The sequence below is a fragment of the Burkholderia sp. 28_3 genome (assembly GCF_003253915.1).
Taxonomy (GTDB): domain Bacteria; phylum Pseudomonadota; class Gammaproteobacteria; order Burkholderiales; family Burkholderiaceae; genus Burkholderia; species Burkholderia cenocepacia.
In genome coordinates this window covers 166,618-184,088 of sequence record NZ_QKZF01000001.1, presented here as the reverse complement: position 1 = coordinate 184,088, position 17,471 = coordinate 166,618, and the positions used below count along the sequence as shown (strand labels likewise).

Annotated in this window: 18 protein-coding genes and 1 pseudogene; 9 read left to right on the top strand and 10 right to left on the bottom strand. The window is 61.8% G+C overall.

Annotated features, from left to right (window positions below; translation table 11 throughout):
• The first annotated feature begins 225 nt into the window (after positions 1 to 225).
• The 5 genes from DFS13_RS00870 (at position 226) to DFS13_RS00845 (ending at position 6,138) form a co-directional block, all read left to right on the top strand.
• Positions 226 to 519, top strand: a complete 294-nt coding sequence (locus DFS13_RS00870; RefSeq protein WP_006489906.1) for a hypothetical protein — start codon at positions 226 to 228, stop codon at positions 517 to 519.
• Positions 516 to 1,565 carry a multidrug transporter subunit MdtN gene (gene mdtN / locus DFS13_RS00865; protein WP_006489885.1) on the top strand — a complete coding sequence of 350 codons (1,050 nt, stop codon included), beginning with the start codon at positions 516 to 518 and terminating at the stop codon, positions 1,563 to 1,565. Before DFS13_RS00870 ends, mdtN begins: the two co-directional genes overlap by 4 nt.
• Complete coding sequence (locus DFS13_RS00860; RefSeq protein ID WP_111441291.1) at positions 1,546 to 3,594, top strand: FUSC family protein; 2,049 nt, start codon at positions 1,546 to 1,548, stop codon at positions 3,592 to 3,594. Before mdtN ends, DFS13_RS00860 begins: the two co-directional genes overlap by 20 nt.
• Positions 3,581 to 5,125, top strand: coding sequence for a TolC family protein (locus tag DFS13_RS00855; protein WP_034202176.1), 1,545 nt, complete (start codon positions 3,581 to 3,583; stop codon positions 5,123 to 5,125). Before DFS13_RS00860 ends, DFS13_RS00855 begins: the two co-directional genes overlap by 14 nt.
• A gap of 305 nt (positions 5,126 to 5,430) precedes the next feature.
• Positions 5,431 to 6,138: an MgtC/SapB family protein gene (locus DFS13_RS00845; RefSeq protein WP_006483946.1), complete on the top strand. Its 708-nt coding sequence runs from the start codon at positions 5,431 to 5,433 to the stop codon at positions 6,136 to 6,138.
• 48 nt (positions 6,139 to 6,186) lie between these two features.
• On the opposite strand, the gene DFS13_RS00840 is transcribed toward DFS13_RS00845, so the two are convergent.
• Positions 6,187 to 6,906: an autoinducer binding domain-containing protein gene (locus tag DFS13_RS00840; protein WP_006496918.1), complete on the bottom strand. Its 720-nt coding sequence runs from the start codon at positions 6,904 to 6,906 to the stop codon at positions 6,187 to 6,189.
• Positions 6,907 to 6,979: 73 nt separating this feature from the next.
• Here DFS13_RS00840 and DFS13_RS00835 point away from each other — a divergent pair, with 73 nt between their 5' ends.
• The 3 genes from DFS13_RS00835 (at position 6,980) to DFS13_RS00825 (ending at position 9,059) form a co-directional block, all read left to right on the top strand.
• Positions 6,980 to 7,423, top strand: a complete 444-nt coding sequence (locus DFS13_RS00835) for a DUF4902 domain-containing protein (RefSeq protein WP_012493405.1) — start codon at positions 6,980 to 6,982, stop codon at positions 7,421 to 7,423.
• A gap of 210 nt (positions 7,424 to 7,633) precedes the next feature.
• Positions 7,634 to 8,242 carry an acyl-homoserine-lactone synthase gene (locus DFS13_RS00830; RefSeq protein ID WP_109342571.1) on the top strand — a complete coding sequence of 203 codons (609 nt, stop codon included), beginning with the start codon at positions 7,634 to 7,636 and terminating at the stop codon, positions 8,240 to 8,242.
• Between the two features lie 52 nt (positions 8,243 to 8,294).
• Entirely contained in the window at positions 8,295 to 9,059 is a 765-nt protein-coding gene (locus DFS13_RS00825) for a hypothetical protein (RefSeq protein WP_034202174.1), read from the top strand.
• Between the two features lie 204 nt (positions 9,060 to 9,263).
• On the opposite strand, the gene DFS13_RS40700 is transcribed toward DFS13_RS00825, so the two are convergent.
• Positions 9,264 to 9,554 (bottom strand): hypothetical protein, encoded by a 291-nt coding sequence (locus DFS13_RS40700; RefSeq protein WP_012493406.1) that lies wholly within the window; start codon positions 9,552 to 9,554, stop codon positions 9,264 to 9,266.
• Positions 9,555 to 9,854: 300 nt separating this feature from the next.
• Here DFS13_RS40700 and DFS13_RS00810 point away from each other — a divergent pair, with 300 nt between their 5' ends.
• Positions 9,855 to 10,241, top strand: a complete 387-nt coding sequence (locus DFS13_RS00810; protein ID WP_006496915.1) for a VOC family protein — start codon at positions 9,855 to 9,857, stop codon at positions 10,239 to 10,241.
• 281 nt (positions 10,242 to 10,522) lie between these two features.
• Here the strand turns inward: DFS13_RS00810 and ribA are convergent, their stop codons facing one another.
• From ribA to DFS13_RS00775, 8 genes and pseudogenes are all read right to left on the bottom strand, one after another.
• Complete coding sequence (gene ribA, locus DFS13_RS00805; protein ID WP_006483929.1) at positions 10,523 to 11,167, bottom strand: GTP cyclohydrolase II; 645 nt, start codon at positions 11,165 to 11,167, stop codon at positions 10,523 to 10,525.
• A 111-nt stretch (positions 11,168 to 11,278) separates the two neighbouring features.
• A complete protein-coding gene (locus DFS13_RS00800; RefSeq protein ID WP_111441290.1) occupies positions 11,279 to 11,614 on the bottom strand; it encodes a hypothetical protein in 336 nt (111 codons plus the stop codon).
• Positions 11,615 to 11,700: 86 nt separating this feature from the next.
• Positions 11,701 to 12,366, bottom strand: coding sequence for a hypothetical protein (locus DFS13_RS39745; RefSeq protein WP_134163124.1), 666 nt, complete (start codon positions 12,364 to 12,366; stop codon positions 11,701 to 11,703).
• A gap of 216 nt (positions 12,367 to 12,582) precedes the next feature.
• On the bottom strand, positions 12,583 to 12,798 hold the full coding sequence (locus DFS13_RS00795) for a hypothetical protein (RefSeq protein ID WP_111441289.1): 216 nt from the start codon (positions 12,796 to 12,798) through the stop codon (positions 12,583 to 12,585).
• 1,369 nt (positions 12,799 to 14,167) lie between these two features.
• The gene (locus DFS13_RS00790; protein ID WP_212234402.1) at positions 14,168 to 15,253 is read right to left on the bottom strand and encodes a GTP pyrophosphokinase family protein; all 1,086 of its coding nucleotides are present in this window, start codon (positions 15,251 to 15,253) and stop codon (positions 14,168 to 14,170) included.
• A gap of 104 nt (positions 15,254 to 15,357) precedes the next feature.
• Complete coding sequence (locus DFS13_RS00785; protein ID WP_111441287.1) at positions 15,358 to 16,062, bottom strand: DUF6977 family protein; 705 nt, start codon at positions 16,060 to 16,062, stop codon at positions 15,358 to 15,360.
• 2 nt (positions 16,063 to 16,064) lie between these two features.
• A complete protein-coding gene (locus DFS13_RS00780) occupies positions 16,065 to 16,706 on the bottom strand; it encodes a DarT ssDNA thymidine ADP-ribosyltransferase family protein (protein WP_241308706.1) in 642 nt (213 codons plus the stop codon).
• 98 nt (positions 16,707 to 16,804) lie between these two features.
• Positions 16,805 to 17,337: pseudogene (locus DFS13_RS00775) on the bottom strand (SOS response-associated peptidase family protein).
• Positions 17,338 to 17,471: the final 134 nt, after the last annotated feature.

The following is a 17,471-nucleotide window of genomic DNA, read 5'->3' as shown; positions in this document are numbered from 1 at the left end:
CCGTCGCTGCCGACACGCGCGGCCGGACCGTCCGGCATGACCGACGGCGCGGCCACCGCCGGCCTCGGCCCATGCCGCAAACGCGTGCCGGATCGCTGGCGGTCCGCATCGCGCTGATTTATGATCGGCTCCGTATCCTGGAATCGTCGTCGCGGCCCGGCCGGTCGCGACGATCCGCATTGCGCCGCGCCCGGCATCCACCCCCAACGTCGAGCTCGTCACCCCATGAGAAAAACAACGCCGCGCGCGCCCCTGCGCATCGCCGCCGTCCTGGCGCCCGCCCTGCCGCTCGCGGGCTGCGCATCGCGCGGCGCACCGTCCTACGTGCTGTTCGGCGCGTACTTCCCGCTGTGGCTCGTCAGCGCGATCGTCGGCATCGTCGGCGCGATCGTCGCGCACCGCGTGTTCGTCGCGACCGGCTGGGCCGCGACGGTGCCTTACCAGCTCGCCGTCTGCACCGCGATCGGGCTCGTGATCGCCGTGATCGTCTGGCTCACCGGCACGGGGCCGTTCGCATGAAGGCCGCCGGCATCGCCCGCCCCTCCGTCAAAGGCCGCGTGATCGCGCTCGCGATCGTCGCGCTCGGCATCGCGGCGCTCGCGTACGCGTACCACCGCACGACGGCCTACCCGTCCACCGACGACGCGTCGATCGACGCCGACGTCGTGCACGTCGCGTCGCCGGTCGGCGGCCGCATCGTGCAGCTCGCCGTGCATGAAAACCAGCGCGTCGCGAAAGGCGACCTGCTGTACGTGATCGATCCCGTGCCGTACCGGCTGACCGTCGCGCAGGCGCAGGCCGATCTCGAACTCGCGCGCGCGTCGCTCGACACGCGCCGCCGTTCGCTGATCGGCGAGCGCTCGAATGCGTCCGTCGCCGCCGAGCAGGTCAAGCGCGCGACGCAGAACCACGATCTCGCGACGCGCGACGTGAACCGGCTCGCGCCGCTCGCCGCGCAGGGCTACGTCAGCGCGCAGCAGTTCGATCAGGCGAAGGTGCGCCAGCGCGACGCGGCCGTGTCGCTCGCGCAGGCGCAGGAGCAGCAGCGCGCGTCCGCGCAGACGATCGGCGACGACGCCGACGCGATCGCGACGCTGCATGCGCGCGAAGCCGCGCTGGCCCGCGCGCAGCATGCGCTCGACGATACGGTCGTACGCGCGCCGCACGACGGGCTCGTGACGGGCCTGAGCGTGCTTCCCGGCGAAACCCTCGCGCCGAACCAGTCGATCTTCACGCTGATCGACGCGAGCGAATGGTTCGCGGTCGGCAATTTCCGCGAGACGTCGCTGAACCGCATCGCGGTCGGCGACTGCGCGACCGTCTATTCGATGATCGACCGCGACCGCCCGATGACCGGCAAGGTCGTCGGCATCGGCGCCGGCATTGCGGACAGCGACCGCATCAACCTGCCGCGCTCGCTGCCGATCGTGCAGCGCTCGGTGAACTGGGTGCACGTCGCGCAGCGCTTCCCGGTGCGCGTGAAGCTCGACGAACCCGACGGCAAGCTCGTGCGTGTCGGCGCGAGCGCGATCGTCGAGGTCCGGCATGGCTCGGCCTGCCGCTGACGTCCGCTCGCCGGGCCCGCGCGAAGTCCTGCGGCTGCTCGCGCCGTTTCCGGGACGCGCGGCCATGGCCGTGCGCGTCGCGCTGATCTGCGCGCTCGTCGTGCTCGTGACGAGCGGGTACGGCACGCCCGAAGCCGCGATTTCCGCGTACGTCGTGTTCTTCCTGAACCGCGCCGATCGCGTGACGAGCGCCGTGCTCGCGGTCGCGATGCTGTTGCTCGTCACGATCGTGATCGCGCTCGTGATCGGCGTCGCGATCTTCAGCATCGAGTATTCGGTGCTGCGCGTCGCGTGCATGGCCGTGCTGTCGGTCGGGCTGCTCTACCTGACGTCCGCCAGCAAGCTGCGCCCCGTCGGCGCGATCCTCGCGATGATCGTCGGTTTCGGGCTCGACCAGCTGGGCCTCGCGCCGGTCGGCGAAGCCGCGACGCGCGCGCTGCTCTATGCCTGGCTGATGGTCGCGATCCCGGTCGGCGTCGCGATCGTCGTCAACCTGCTGATCGCGCCGTCGCCGCGCAAGCTCGCGCACACGCAGCTCGCGAAGCGGCTGCGGCTCGCCGCGCGGCGGCTGCGCGGCGACGACGACGCGCGCGCCGGGTTCGACGCCAGCCTGCGCGAAAGCGACAAGCCATTGCTCACGTGGCTCAAGCTGTCGAAGCTCGAAGGCTCGTCGTCGGGCGCGGATGTCGTCGCGTTGCGGCAGGCCGTCGCGTCGAGCACCGCGCTGCTCGTGGCGGTGGCGCTCGCGGATCGCGAACCGCAGGCGCGGCTGCCCGACCCGTTCGCCACGCCGATCGCGACGACGCTCGACGAGATGGCCGCGATCCTCGAACGGGGCGGCTATCCGGTCGACGTGACGCTCGCGCTGCCAGCCGCCGATGCGCTGCCGCCGCTCGCACGCGTCGTCGCGACGGACCTGCACACCGCGATCACGCGGTTCGCGGAACCGCCCGCGATCGACACGGCGGCCGCGCCGGCCGATACCGCCGACGCGCGCGCCGCCGGCCAACCGGCCGCACCCGCGGCACCGCCCGCGCCGCACGGCGGCTTCTTCCTGCCGGACGCACGCACCAATCCCGACCATATCCGCTATGCGCTGAAGACGACGGTCGCGGCGATGTTCTGCTACCTGCTGTACTCGCAACTCGACTGGTCGGGCATCCATACCTGCTTCATCACCTGCTACATGGTGTCGCTCGGCTCGACGGCCGAAACGGTCGAGAAGCTCACGCTGCGCATCGCCGGCTGCATCGTCGGCGCGCTGATCGGCACCGCCGCGCTCGTCTTCGTCGTCCCGTCGCTGTCGTCGATCGGCGAACTGATGGCGCTCGTCTTCGTCGGCGCGTGGCTGTCCGCGTGGGTCGCGTTCGGATCGCCGCGCATCGCGTACGCGGGCTTCCAGGTCGCGTTCGCGTTCTTCCTGTGCGTGATCCAGGGCGCGGGCCCCGGCTTCGACCTGACGCTCGCGCGCGATCGCACGATCGGCATCCTGCTCGGCAACGTGGTCGTGTATCTCGTGTTCACGCGCATCTGGCCGGTCAGCATCGGCAAGCAGATCGACACGGCGCTCGCGGCGCTGCTCGACCAGTGGCGGCGCGTGACGCAGATCGCGCAGCCGGCCGAACGACGCGCGCTGGCCGCCGACGCGTTCGCCCGTCACGGCGCGATCTCGCAGGAGCTCGGCCTGATCCACTACGAACCGTCGTGGGTGCGGCCGGCCGCGACGTGGCTGGCCACGCGGCGACGCGCGCTCGCGGAACTCGGCGCGCTCGAAGGCCCGCTGTTCCTGCTCGCCGAACGCAAGCCGGGCGACGCGGCGATCGGCGCGCAACTCTCGCGCGTCACTGCCCCGGGCGACGACGAAACGACGCCCCGCACGCCTGCCCCGGCGCCATCGTCGAGCGCCGCCGCCCCCGCCGACCCCGCGCGCGACGCGCTGCTGAACCTGATCGACACGCGGCTCGCGCGGATCGCCGACGCCGCCCGTCAAGCCACACCGAAGGAGCCTGCCCCTCATGCGCGTACCTGAACCACCGGCCGCCTCGATCGCCGCCGCCGCGCTCGCGACCGCCGTCGCGCTGGCCGGCTGCGCGACGTCGTCGATCGATCTGGCGCCGGCGGCGCCCGACCGCCCGTGGCAGCCGCAAATGTCGGCCGCGGGCGACATCGTGGCGGCGCCACCGCGCGCATCCACGCAAGGTGCGCACGACTACACGCTGCCTGCGTCGCCGGCGCTCGCGTCGGTGTCGGCGCCGGCCGCGCTCGATGCCGCGCACGCGTACACGCTGCCCGAGCTGATCGATCTCGCCGAATCGGCGAACCCGCTGACCCGCATCGCCTGGAACGACGCGCGCAACGCGGCGCTCGCGGTCGGCCTCGCCAAGTCCGCCTATCTGCCGCGCCTGTCCGCGACGGCAATGGGCGCGTACCAGGCGAACCACGGCTCGACGTCGACGATCCTCGGCGATTCGTCGAGCAACACCACCGTGCACGGCACGATTTCGGCGCTGTCGCTGCAATGGCTGCTGTTCGATTTCGGCGGCCGCGCGGCGCGCGTCGAAGCGGCCGAACAGGCATCGATCGCGTCGAACGTCGCGTTCACGGCCGTGCACCAGCAGGTGATCCACGACGTGACCGTCTCGTACTACCGCTACGAAGCCGCCCGCGCGCGCGCGCTGAGCGCGCAACAGGGCCTCGCGAACGCGGACGCGATCCTCGCGGCGTCCCGCGCGCGGCTCAAGCACGGCGTCGGCACGGTCGTCGAGCTCGCGCAGGCGACGCAGAACCGCGCGCAGGCGAACCTCGCGCTCGTGCAGGCGAACGGCGCCGAGAGCGACGGCTACCTCGCGCTCGTCTCCGCGCTCGGCATCTCGCCGCTGTCGAAGCCGACGATCGCCGCGCTGCCGAAGCGGCCGCTGCCGCCCGCGCTCGGCTCGTCGGTCGACGCGATCGTGTCGGACGCGATCGCACGCCGGCCCGACCTGCAGGGCGCGTTCGCGGTCGAAAAGGCCAATCGCGCGAAGATCAAGGCCGCGGAAGCCGCGTTCATGCCGAAGATCTTCCTGTCCGCGTCGACGTCGTATGCGAGCGGCGGCACGGCCATCTCCGCGCTGCCCGCGATCGGCGACCAGGCGCCGACCGTCAACCTGAACGGCAGCCGCTACGGCGGCGGCGTGTTCCTCGGCGTGACGATTCCGCTGTACGACGGCGGCCTGCGCTCGGCCGTGCTGATGCAGGCGCGCAACGACGCGCAAAGCGCGTCCGCGCGCCTCACGCGGACCAAGGAGGAAGCGGTGCGCCAGGTCGTCGCCGCGCAGAACGCGGTGCAGACGAGCCTGGCGTCGCACGACGCCGCGAAGGCGCTCGTCGATGCCGCGCAAACCAGCTACGACGCGGCGCTGACCGCGTACCGGAACGGCGTCGGCTCGGTCACCGACGCGACGATCGCGCAAAGCCAGTTGCTCGCCGCGCGCAACGCGGAAGTCGACAGCTATGCCGGCGCATTGTCGGCCGCCGCCGCGCTCGCGCTCGCGACGGGCACGATCGGCGCGGCGCAGTAGCGCCGCCGCCAGGCGGTTGACGCAGGCGCGCGCCGCCCACTAGAATGCCGCCCATTCTTCCTTCAGGAACCATCGTGGACAGTTGCAGCACTCCGTTGCGTGCGCCGCTTGCCGCCTGAACGCCTGTCCGCCGCAGTTCTCCTGCCACGGCTCGCGTTCCGCGAGCCGCACGCTCATCCCGTTTCACACTGAATGACGCATTCGCGCGGTACAGTACCGCGCGATGACGGCTATCGCCGCGTCGCGTTCGGCCTTGCGCCGCGGCGACGCGCGCCGGCATGCGCTTCTTGCACGGCAGGACAACCATGACTTTCGATTTCGCACTCCGTCTTTTCACCGCGTTCGCCTGCGGCGTCGCCATCGGCCTTGAGCGCCAGATGCGCCAGCGCACGGCCGGCCTGCGCACCATCACGCTCGTCGCGAGCGGCGCATGCCTGTTCGTCACGCTCGGCGTGCTGACCGGCAACGGCGTCGCGGGCGTCACGCAGATCGCCGCGTACGTCGTGTCGGGCGTCGGCTTTCTCGGCGGCGGCGTGATCATGCGCGACAAGGGTTCGATCCAGGGCATCAACACGGCCGCGACGCTGTGGTGCTCGGCCGCCGTCGGCGTGCTGGCCGGCTCCGGTCACTACGTGCCCGCGCTCGCCGGCACGGGTGTCGTGCTGCTCACCAATACGGTGCTGCGCGGCGTCAGCCAGGCCATCAACGCGACGCCCGTCTCGAACGCCGACCTCGTGCGCGAATACCAGATCACCGTGATTTGCCTCGCCGCCGACGAAGTGCACATCCGCACGCTGCTGTCGAACGCGATGTATGCGAAGCCGCTGTCGTTCCAGAGCCTCACGAGCGAGGACGTGCCCGACCAGCCGGACCGGCTGAAGGTGACCGCGACGCTGAAGCTGCATCCGAAGGATCAGCAGAAGCTCGAGCAGATCGCGAGCCGGATGAGCATGGAGAAAAGCATTTCCAGCGTGAGCTGGACCGCGAAGGAAGCGGAGCCGATGATGGAGTGAGCCGCGTGGCGGCCGCCGCATCCGGCGCCGCCGTTGCGTTGCGTTGCGTCAGGGTGCTTCGATGAGCCCGGCCGAGATCGCCTTGACGACCGCCTGGACCTTGTTGGTCGCGCCGAGCTTCTCGAGGATGTTGTTCACGTGGAAGTTGACCGTCCGCTCCGAGATGCTGAGGATCTGGCCGATTTCGCACGCGGTCTTGCCCTCGGCCGTCCAGCACAGCACCTCGCGCTCGCGCGCGGTCAGCGTGACGCCCGCCGCCGGCGACAGCTTCGGCACCATGAAGCGGCTCATCAGCGAATGCGACAGGTTTGCGAGCCAGTTGGTCTGCAGCGTCAGCATGTTGATCTCGGCCGGCGTCAGCCGGTCGGCATGGCGGGCGATGCTCAGCAGCCCGAACGCGCCGCGCGCCGCCCAGCTCGACTGCGCGACGCCCACCGACAATCCGAAATCGCGCGCGTCCTGCCACAGCGGGCACGGGTCGATCCGGTCGACGTCCGGCCACACGATCATGTTGGTGCTGAGCGCGCCGTCACGAACCGTCGAATCGATCTCGATGTAGTTCTGCGCCTGGTAGTGCGCCATCCAGCCGTCCGGATAGGTATCGAAGATGGCGACGGCCGGCTTCGAAACGGGCAGCGGTACGCGAATGCCGTAACAGCAGTATTCGAATCCGAGCCGCTTGGAATAGGCGGCGATCCGCTGGAAGAGCTGCTGCTCGTCCTCCGCGGCGCTGAATTGTTGGTAGGCATCCTGCCAGCGCAGTTCCATTCTTTCTCCGACAACGTCACGCTGTCATACTTGTCAGGTTTCAGTACCCGTTCGAGGCTGATACATTCCGCGCATGACTTCACCCTTGCTGCACCCTGTCCCCGGCCCGTCCCCGGACGGCTACGTACGCCTGTCAGAAGGCGCACTGGCCGCACTCGTGCTCGACCATGTCGCGAGCGGCCTCGATCCGTCGCTGCTGGCCGAACTGCGCGACAACGCGATCGACGCCCGCCTCGCCGGCTATACCGAATGGCATCGCACGGCCGGTGCCGGCGTCGCCTACGTGACGGTCGGCTGGGACTGGTACCTCGAACGCGCGACGGGCACGTTCGTGATCGCGGGCGGCGACGTTCGCAGCAACGTGATGGCCATCGACGCCAAGGGCGCCGACATCGGCATGTTGCGCACGGCCGCCGCGCTCGCCGCACGGCTCGCCGCCCTCGACTGGCCCGCCGCGGTCGCGTCGGCCCTGCTCGGGCACAACGACGCCTATCATGCCGGTCCGACGCTCCAGTGACAACCGGCCGCGCATTCCTCTGACGATTTTGCAAGACTGGCGCTCTTTATAAGCAAAAGCGGCGCGGTTTTCAATCCCGTTGATCAAGAAACCGTTACCACGTCCCGAATGGCGTCTTTACGCCGTCACCCTGTAAGAGTTACCAGTTACAGGCTCCTCGTGCCGCGCGCTGTAATGCACGCATACAAAAGCACAGATCCGAGGACATCCATGCAGATCTTCGTTCACGAGGAAGGGCGGTTGCCACACGAACTCGCGGCGGATCTCGGGCGCTATCGGCGCCGCGTGTTCGTCGAGCAGCTCGGTTGGGCGCTCCCGTCGGCGAACGAAAGTTTCGAGCGTGACCAGTTCGATCGCGACGATACCGTCTACGTGTTCGCGCGAAACGCCGACGGCGACATGTGCGGATGTGCGCGCCTGCTGCCGACGACGCGCCCGTATCTGCTGAAGTCGCTGTTCGCCGACCTGGTCGCCGAGGACATGCCGCTGCCGCAATCGGCCGCCGTCTGGGAATTGTCGCGATTCGCGGCGACCGACGACGAAGGCGGCCCGGGCAACGCCGAATGGGCCGTGCGGCCGATGCTCGCGGCCGTCGTCGAATGCGCGGCCCAGCTCGGGGCGCGGCAGTTGATCGGCGTGACGTTCGCGAGCATGGAGCGGCTGTTCCGCCGGATCGGCATACACGCGCACCGCGCAGGCCCGCCGAAGCAGGTAGATGGGCGTCTGGTGGTCGCGTGCTGGATCGACATCGATCCGCAAACGTTTGCTGCACTAGGAATCGAGCCGGGGCAGGCCGCCCGGCAAGCTATCGCCGCCTGAGCCGGAACGCGCGTTTCCGTCCGGGGCGGCATCGTAACGAAGGAGAACCAACGTGGACCAGTCTCAGGTCTTTCGCGCGATGATGCCCGGGTTGACGAGCGCCAGCGGCGCCCGCGTCACGGTCGCCTATCCGTCGTTTCCCAGGCCGTTGCCGCTCGTGCGGCTCGACCGCCGCGGGCTCGTGTTTCGTGCCGCCGGCGCCGCACCGCTCGTGTGCGGGCTGCCGCGCCCGGCAACCCTGCTGGTCGCGGACGAGCCGCTGTGCTCGCTGCGCCTCGTGATCCGCGACATCGCCGCGACCGGCGACGGCCGCCACGACCTGACGATGCAGCCGTCCGGCGCCGCCGGTGACGAATTGCTGTGGCATGCGTTGCGCGATCGCGAGCCGTACCGGCGAATTCGGCACCCGCTCGCGCCGGTCGATCTGCCCGTTCCCATCGACGGCGAACCGCATGCGGCGGTCGGCGAAACCGCGGCGCGCCCGTCGCGCAGCGCGGCTTTCCGCCTGCCCTGCCACAGCGACGCGCTGTTCTTCGCGGACTGGCTCGAATATCACTTCGATGAACTGCGCGCGTTGTCGCAACAGCACGGGCCGCAACTGCAGCTCAATCAGCTCGAACGACAGGTTGACGATGACGAGGTCGGCGTGCGTTTCGTCTACGACATCGACGGGCATGCGACGCGACACGCATTGACCGACTGTGCGCGCGAGGCATGTGCATGGATCGAGACGGAGATGCGCAGCAAATACGCGCTGCCCGTCGCGCAAGAGCGGTTCGGCGCGTTTGCCGCGCATGCGCGGGCCGGCGGCATGTGAGTGCGGCCGTGCCGCGGGCCGCCACCAGGCGGGTTGCGCGGCGGCAAGTTGTGCCGATACAACGAGCGCTTGCAAACGTCCGGGTTTTCCCTTAAATTTACGTCTGTCTCCTCCATGTCTCCAAACATGGATTCAGCCCGCTCCAGCAGCGGGCTTTTTTATTGCCTGAACAGTTTGCGGGGCCACATCACCTCCTGCGCGCGACTAGCCCGCCGGACCCAAGGTGGCCGGGCGTAGCCAGTAGTAACGCACCGCAAATATCAGCGCGACCGTGACGACCAGGATCAGCAGCAGGTACAACCAGCCCTTTCTGGTCGTCGGCAGGTCCGTCAGGGCACCGACTTCGCCCGTCAGCGCCGCCAACGCGACCATCGCCAGGCCGGCCAGCACCAACGTCCCCTTTGCCACCCATCCGAACGCGGCCTCCAGCCCGGCTGCCCATCGCGACTGGCGGTAAGGTCCGGCAACCGGCCGGCGCAGATCGGGCTTACCCATTCGTCAGTTCCCTACCGGCATGCGCGTGCCCGCACGTCGTGCGGCAAGCGCCGCCGATCGCATGAATGCGAAGGTCTTGTTGATGGGTAGCCGCTGCGATGCGGAGTGCGCACACTCGATCGAAATGCGTCATGTTTTCTTTCGCGAGACGAGGCTCAGCACAATTCGATTCGTTTGGCCGGGCCGAATCGATATCGTTCGATACAGCCAGTATCGCCCGAAACACGATCCGCTCGCCTCGCCCAATCGCGATCGGCCGGCTTATCATTGACCGGCCAGCCACTTCCCGTCGAGGTCATCTTGCACGCCCATCTGCGCATTGCCCGCCCGGTCAACAACCTCGCCCGCACCGAACGCATGTATCGCGACGGCCTCGATCTGTCGGTACTGGCGCGCTTCGACGATCACGACGGCTTTTCCGGCGTAATGCTCGGCCGCGAAGGCCTCGACTATCACTTCGAGTTCACACACTGCCCCGACCATCCGATCGCACCATCGCCGACGCCCGAGGATTTGATCGTGTTCTACCTGCCCGATCGGCCGGAATGGGAAGCCGCCTGCGAGCGCGCGACCGCACACGGCTTCATGCCCGTGACGTCGCTCAATCCGTACTGGGAAATTTCCGGCCAGACCTTCGAGGATGCAGACGGTTACCGGATCGTGTTGCAGAACGGTACGTGGCGCTGATGGGCTGACGTGCGTGAGCCGTTACACGGCGGGGTGGTTGCCGCCGGTGATAGCACATCCGCACTCGCCGGTCGCCAACGATGCAGCGTCAGACGTTCGATATCGATTCGATGGCGTGATCGTTACGGGGGTACGGAAGGACGACTGTGGACTCAATGCAGATGACGCCACAAGCGCGGCACTGGAACGCATGAGGGGAAGGAAGTCGCGATCGTCGCTAGTACCAGCGACGATCGGAAGAATTGCTGACGAGAAACGAGCGCTAGCGCCGCCCGCTCGGGTTACTCGTTTTCCTCGAAGTAATGCCCGAACTTCGTCTGCTTCGTGCGGATATAACGCTCGTTTTCCTCACGCACGGGCACCGCAAGCGCCACGCGTTCGCAGACAGGAATGCCATGCTTCACGAGCGTGTCGAATTTCTTCGGATTGTTGCTCATCAGCCGCACCGACGTCACACCGAGGATGCGCAGGATCGCAGCGGCCGAGTCGTACTCGCGGGCGTCGTCGGGCAGGCCGAGATCGAGGTTCGCCTCGACGGTGTCGCGCCCCTGCTCCTGCAACGCATACGCGCGGATCTTGTTGCTCAGGCCGATGCCGCGGCCTTCATGGCCGCGCAGATACAGCAACACGCCGCGGTCTTCGGCCGCGATGTAACGCAATGCGAGATCGAGTTGCTCGCCGCAGTCGCAGCGGTACGAGCCGAACACGTCACCGGTCAGGCATTCGGAATGCAGCCGGGTCAGCACGGACTGCTCGCCCGTCACGTCGCCCATCACGAGCGCGAGATGTTCGGCATCGCTGCCCGATACGCGAAACGCGTATGACGTGAACGTACCGTAGCGCGTAGGCAGCGACGCCGTGGCGACGAGCGTCACGCACTCGTCGGCCTGGCCATTGCCCGGCGTGGGCAAACCTGAATCTGTCATAAGTAGTTGATTTCGTGGAGTTTCTTCAGCCTGTCGCGTAAGTTGTCGCGTAAGTACAACAAAACAGACCTCTATCCCGCGAGTTTACCGCACTGCTCCCCGGCAGGTACTTTACTTCCCCACGCTCCGCAGGATGCCGCGCGCCACTTCCCGAATCTCTTCCGGGCGGGCATGAACCGGACTCCACCGGGTCCGCGCGCCCTGCTTCACGACGCTCGCTGCAAGGTCGATTAGAGCCTGTCTGATCGCTGGGTGTACCGGCGCATTGAGCACGCTTGGTGCGCGCCGCGCCAGCTCGGTCACGATGGCAAGGTCGCGTTGCAGGATCGAAACGATGTGCGCCACAAGGTCCGGCCGCTCGCGTGTGGAGCGCTTAATCTGATCAATGGGGATTGCGCGTAGCGCGATAGGCGCGAGCGCGTCAGGGCTCATGTAGTCGGGCTTCATAGGCCGAACAGTTTACCGTGTTGAAGTATCTGGCTTTGCTGTCATCAGAAGTTGGGTTGTTGCACGGTCGCATCGTCCGTGCCCTACTATCGTCTTGTTACGACAGGTTCTCGGCAAGCGGCGTCATAGTTCAACCTGCGTCTGAGTATTTCGGGACCAGCAATAAGCAGACTGTCTGCAACATTTGTCGCTGCGAGTTCAGCTAGGAAATTCGGCCTTTCCGGCCATTTCACCCATCCATTTTGAAGGTCTTCTATATAAATGTCTGGCGCAGAAATTCTCGTGAATTGCTCACCCATCCTCTCATTCAACTCAAAGAAATATGGATTTATCGTCGGAAGATAAACGTAGGACGAGTAATCGAAATCACCATCCTCACCAAATACATCCGGCAGTCTATTGCACATTCTACCAACCATTTGGGAAAGCACATCACCCGGAGGTGTTCTGTACCATTCAGACGGATTTCCTGTTGGGCGAGGAATATTGCTTCCGGCACACTTCCACGTCACGTATTCTTCAATTGAATTTATTTCACCATGAAATACGTCCGGAATGTGAAAGGCAGCAAAGATGGTATAATAGGGATTAGTCGTCGTCTCCCACGCGCGGGACCACAGCGGCCGCGTTGTATTACCTATTTTCGTCTGGGTTAGGTCACGGGCATCATAGCAAAGATATATCCAACCCCTCGCCCGTGGACTCGGACCGCCTAGATGCGATGGATTATTGATGTCGAGATAGAGAGCCATGCTTTTCGTGTAGAGTCCAGCAACGCGTCAATTGTACCCACTTGGCAGGAACATCGGTACATTCGATTACGACTGCTGCGAGCGACGGCTAAAATCTGCACGACGCACTATGAAGCTGGCCCCGCGCCCTATATGGATTGCGGGGCCTTTTTGCATCACATACCGAACTGCCACCGCTCCACACAGCCGCCATTCTGATCAAGGGTTTTCGCTTTGTTACTCGGCAACGAACGCCCCCCGATCTTTCGGTTTGAATACCGAATCTGTAAGGAACTCCGCTACGGTTTCCTCGTCTGCGAAGTGTGGCGTGATGATAGTGCAAACGATCGCACCAGTACTGTCATGAATGAAGAACTCAGCGAGGCCCCCTTCTCCTTCACCACGCGCGATTTGATAAACGGCCTTTACTTTTTTGCCGACCTGATACGACATAGAGAATCTCCGGGTATGAAAAGCCGTTCTTACCGTGAGGCAAGAGCGGCAAAGCAGCCTTGTGCATTAGCACGTGTGGCCGGGGAAAGTTGAGGCACGGGTGTACAGCGAACTCAGTCTACAGTCGCGCATCAATTCCAATCGAACAAATAGGAATTGTTTTCCAGACTTATTCAGGCGTTCGCTCCTTTATTCCAAAACCCGCCATCGCGCAAGCCGCTTATTACAATAAATTATAACGGAATCGGCATTTACTGTCGGACAAACGCAAATTTCATCTTAAGGCCAGTAAATAGCTGGCAAGAGGAAATCTCACGATTCCTTCAATCTGATTATGCGAGCGCAAGCTCGAAGCCTGCATATGGGAATCCGGTGCGGGGCGTACTGTCCGCGTAGTAAAGCAATGGGCCGCACTTGGGGCCGCTGACAAGAAAACCGAATAGATAAAGTGACCGTAGGCAGTAGGGCTGTAGGTATCCACGGTGGTGCAATCCCAATGGGGTGAGATTATTTCAACTCCCGTACATGCTTTTATCGAGGCCGCGCGTAATGGATGGCCTATAGGGACACAGGAAGTAGTGCAACGTAGCTGACAGTAAGTCGGTATCGCCTCACCGGCCTGTGTAAGAATCCATTGTCGAAAGACGGGTGAAGTCACATTCAGACAACTGTATGTGTAAAAGACAATCACCAAAGCTACTCTTATTCCAAGTCTACTCAAAGATACCCGTATAGGGTCTTTGTTTTAGGATGAGGAAGGGAGTCGCTTTGGGGTGAAGTACCACACACACGAGCACAGCGAGTGCAGACGCCTTTACAAGATAATGAATACATCCCTATCTCAAGACTGCTTTCTCCCTTGTTCTCTACATCGTGTGGGTTTTGTTTTAATCAACAATTGGTGTCGCGTAGCGAGCTCCGGGCAAGCGTAGCACCGGCCGTTTGCCTACATGCTCATCACATTCAAGTTTATTTAACCTCATTGAGTAACGACTTAATTCATCCCCCTCATTAACTATCCAGCCTATAGGCTCCAAAATGAACAACGATCTAATCATATCTTTCTCAGCCGCAGCCCGTGCAGCTTCGAAGGCGCAAACATCGGCTGAAGACTTGAAGCATGTAGACGAATGCTATCGACTCCGTGACCATAGCCTCTTGGACGAATTCGAATATTTGTGCGATCACGTCATCGATAGTTCGATGGAACGTGCGCGAGACTTGGCAAAGAACGAAATACCTACCAACCAACCCCGCTTGGATTGATCCAGCGGGGTTTTTTGTTTTATGAAACTGTATTCGTTGTGAATGCCGTCCTGCTGGCGGTGGTTTTGTGTCAATCTACCAGCGCAACACCTATGATTCTCGCCTACCTCCTTGATGCGCTAAATGCAATTAAGAATTCATCCAACTCATCCCTCGACATAAATTCATTAAAAATGCCAGCCTCTTCGGCATCCATCACCCACTTGAAATTTACATCATTAATGAATTTCCGCCAATCAGATATGAGCATCCAATCACGAACAAGCCCGTATATCGTCGGGGAGTAGCTAATTTTTCTTGCCGCCTCTGCGTAGCCACTCGGAATAATGACCCTTAGCGATTCCAAATCAGTTACCCCGAACTCTCGTAGTTCGTCAATCAAATCACTCAGAGGCACGCGTTTGCGACTAGCGCGCGAAATTTCCATATTATTCTCATTTGCCCAATTTTCACAAAACTGCGCCAGGCTGATTGAATCGATTGGGGACTTGAAATCATGCCTCTCCCCCTTTTCCCTCAACGACTCACTATACGCATCGATCTGTGCCGACAGTTGATCTAAACCTTTATCTGCAATCTCAAGCATGCCGGCATACAAATATAGTTGCCGCTCCATTTCCCGAGGAAGCTTCCCTGAAAACTTGTAGTTTCTATCGTGAGCCAATTCCGCCCATGCGTGTTGAAGCAGTGTTCTTACTTGGAATTCGAACTTTAGTCCGGACAGTCCTTCGAACTCAGGGAGCCTGCCGCGTTCTGTGCCGATATCACACACAAAATGAACTGAACGATACCCCGTTTGATTCACCTGCAAGACGGCATCTTTATTCAGTGAATTAGCACGATCAACTTCGAACGACTCCGAAATTATATTTGACACTCTATCAACATCGGATTCCAAGAATACTATCACCCTAACGCCAGTAAGGTCCGTCATCTGCTCACGAGGATTTTCATATCCCTTTCTTTTTATTTTTTCCAGCGCCCCAGTCTTATCCTTGGTTCGGCCGGATATAGTGAGATAATCGACTCCTTTGTTTTCAAGCAAGCTTCGCACGAGTGCCGAAATAACGTCAGTCAATCGTTTGTGGCGCTGCAATGCCTCATCAAGCCACTCCCCGTGCCGGTCCTCTTGGGAGGGCTGCAATAATGCCTTTGCCTCTGCAAGCGCCTCACCCGTAGTCTTTTTCACAGTCATATAATGATGTATATAGAGTTAAAATCAACTAACAACTGACCCATAATAACGATAATCTCTGCGACCAAATATTACATCGACCCACATTCGCCGTTGCTCTACTCGTCGAGCAGCGACCTGTTTCTAAGTGTGTTTTCGTGGGCGTTGCTTACCGCGCCTGTGTTTATCACACGAAGATATTCATCTTGATCTTTCAAAATTTCGTCTCGCAACAGACCACGCTCATGCAGCGACACGTAGAGAGCAGCCGCGTACGCCTGACAGTTAATCGAGCGCTCAGGATTAAACGCAATGTCAGAGAATGCGCGGTAAGTCAAAACAATCTTGGCGAGTTCTGGTTGCCTATGCAGAGCGTTGATGTAAAGCCAGTCATAAAAAGCGGTTCGAGGTTGGAGCGGCCAGTCTGTGCCGTACCACTGAAACCTAATCAATCGGCCAAACTGTGTAAGGCGTGGATCGCGCTTCGCATCGATTGACTTGGCATTGAGAAGGTCTTTAAATGGACCTCCGCGCTCAAATACCTTGCTCGCTTGATAGGCGCACTCAAGACTGTATTCTCGGCGCGGCGTTCTTATCATCAGATTGAATGCGCTCAACTTGACGCCGTAATCGTCCTTGGACTTGCTGGATATTTCTAACACTTTATCGACGTGCAGTCGTTCCTTCGCCACCTGATGAAGTGACTCGATTGACTTCTGAGCTTGGCTTTTTGCCATGCCGGGAAACCAATGGAATTCGAAAAGCTCCGTAGACACGAGCAACGGGCCACTTAGGGACGGAACGAATATCGGGCGTGTAGCCATGTCTATGCCTGCTGTTGCTGCCAGTGAGCGAAGTCCTTGCGGTAACTATAAAACGCTTTGACGCTCCACACTTTGAGGTCAGGATGCAGTGCTTCAATCCGATCCTTCATTTTTTTGTCCTCCACAGCAACACCCATGATGTACTTTCTCGGAACACCTTCTAGCATCAATACTTCGGCCTGTGGATTGGTCGGGAGGTAGTCCATCAATCGTAGGTCCGCACGGACTATATCGTCAAAATCGTCATACATCGCCTGAAACGCATCTAATCCAGTCCGCTGATCGATAGGGACATTTGAAACTCGATTTGATGCCGCATTCGTTGTACAGAATGCACACGGCAACTCCCAAAGTACAGAGGGATGGATGACCACTACAACCCATTCTTCCAGCTCATTGCCCTTCTGCTTTCGATAGCGATAGAACATCCTATAGTTGGGTAATCCTATTGAAACGCATACGGCATCGGTACCATCGAGCCTATGCTCGTCATTCACTACCCCCGAGATTTTCCGCCCGTCCAACTCGTCAAGACATACGAGCCCGTGTCTGAGAATGGATGCGAGGTTGGAAAGTCTAGTGAAATGCACCAAATACTTAATACCTCTTTCCTTTGCATACTCTTTTATAGTTCTTGCCACCATGAGGCCCCCGTGCATATCTGGTCTGAATTTTTTTGCCTTCAGTACCTAATATACCTCAGTTGACAAACTTTCTACTCGAGAATCGCGTTCTACAGCGCTCACACAGGTTCTGCCGTCATTTCGTCTGCCGGGTATAGCTGAAGCATGGCGCGCGCTGCCTCGACATTTGGCGACGTCAGCCACTCTTCCCAATCATCCGGCCGCAGAATCACGACTGACCGTTTCTCGTCGGCGGGTTTGTGCATCCTCGACATGACAGGATGGCCGTCTGCGTTGACCGTAATCATTGTCATCACATGGCGGGGCTTACCTTCCGCATCTTTCAGCGTGCACCATATGCCGGCAACGCACATCGTCGGACGCTCGATAACGCCAATCTTTTGCCATTCGCATGGTCCGAGTATCCACTTCCCCGTGGCGTCTTGCCGCGCATCTGGATAGGACGACTCGACCACATACCAAGCTGGAATCAAGCAGCGGCCACCCGATCGCCACGTTGGCCTATACTAAAGGGGACTTCCCGAGGTTGTCGCCCCGGACGTTCATCGTACTGCGCATGATCGGCGGCTTACGCCCTTGTTTGCTTCGCCTTCTCTACGTTCGCCTTCTGAAGCGCGCGCGACCAAAGCACGAACGCGTTATAAAATCAATGAGATACATACTTTCACACGATGAAAATACATACTCGAATCTCCCCTCAAAGGCTAAAAACCGCTCTTGTCTGCGGGCGGCACGCGGCCGGAAATATATCGGGAAAACATCTTC